This window comes from Massilia sp. CT11-108 (assembly GCF_047302915.1).
GTDB classification, from domain to species: domain Bacteria; phylum Pseudomonadota; class Gammaproteobacteria; order Burkholderiales; family Burkholderiaceae_D; genus Telluria; species Telluria orientalis.
The window spans coordinates 1-785 of the sequence record NZ_JBKYMO010001064.1 but is presented as its reverse complement, the minus strand read 5'-3'; the positions used below and the strand labels follow the sequence as shown (position 1 = coordinate 785).

1 pseudogene is annotated in these 785 nt (G+C 72.1%); it reads right to left on the bottom strand.

The window, feature by feature from the left end:
- Positions 1-10 precede the first annotated feature (10 nt).
- Positions 11-785: pseudogene (locus ACEN88_RS33145) on the bottom strand (hypothetical protein); the annotation flags it as partial.

The window sequence follows — 785 nt, the reverse complement described above, 5'->3', positions numbered from 1 at the left end:
TTCGCTCGCGTTATACGCATTTGCTGCGGATTCTGCTGCTGCGGTGCCGGTGTCGATCGGAGAAGTCATGTGCGTAGTCAGTTGGTTGCGGCGGCATGTGCGGCGTCGGGCTCGTCACGGTGCTCAGCGGTTGCGGCGGCAAGTGTGGCGTCGGACTCGTGACGGGCAAACCCTGTGCTGGTGCCGAATTGACCGGCGGCGCCGTGATGACCTGGCCTTGCGGGCGCTGGGCGATAAAACCGTCGCGCCCGGCGCGTGCCGTCTCGATGCGGCGCTCGCGGCCCGGGTCCGCGTGGCGGCCCTCCATGCGGCCGATGGCGACCGGGCCGCGGATGCCGTCCCCGTCGCGATCCGGACGATCGGGACGATTGGGACGATCCGGACGATCCGGGCGGTTCGGCCGGTTCGGCATCACCGGGGCGGCCGGCGGCGCGCCGGCCGGGACGTTATGCACCAGCACGGGCGGCACGGTCGTGATGGGCGTGCGCGGGACGTTCACCCGGCCCGGCCGGCCGAAGCGGTCCTGCGGGAGGACCGTGAGGCCTTGCGGGCGGTAGTCGCGCGGGCGGCGCGGGTTGTCGCGCACGTGTTCGTTCAGCCAGCGCAGGTGGTGGTCCGGCGCGCGCCACGTGGGCACGTAGCGGTCGTGCGGCGTCAGCGGATACCAGCCGGCGGCCGGCAGCGGCCGGTTGCGGTCGCGGGACGGGTGGTGTGTGTGTTTTAAACAAAAACCAGCCCCCCCGACCGGGCGACCGGGGGGGTGGGGGGGTGGGGGGGGGAAAAAA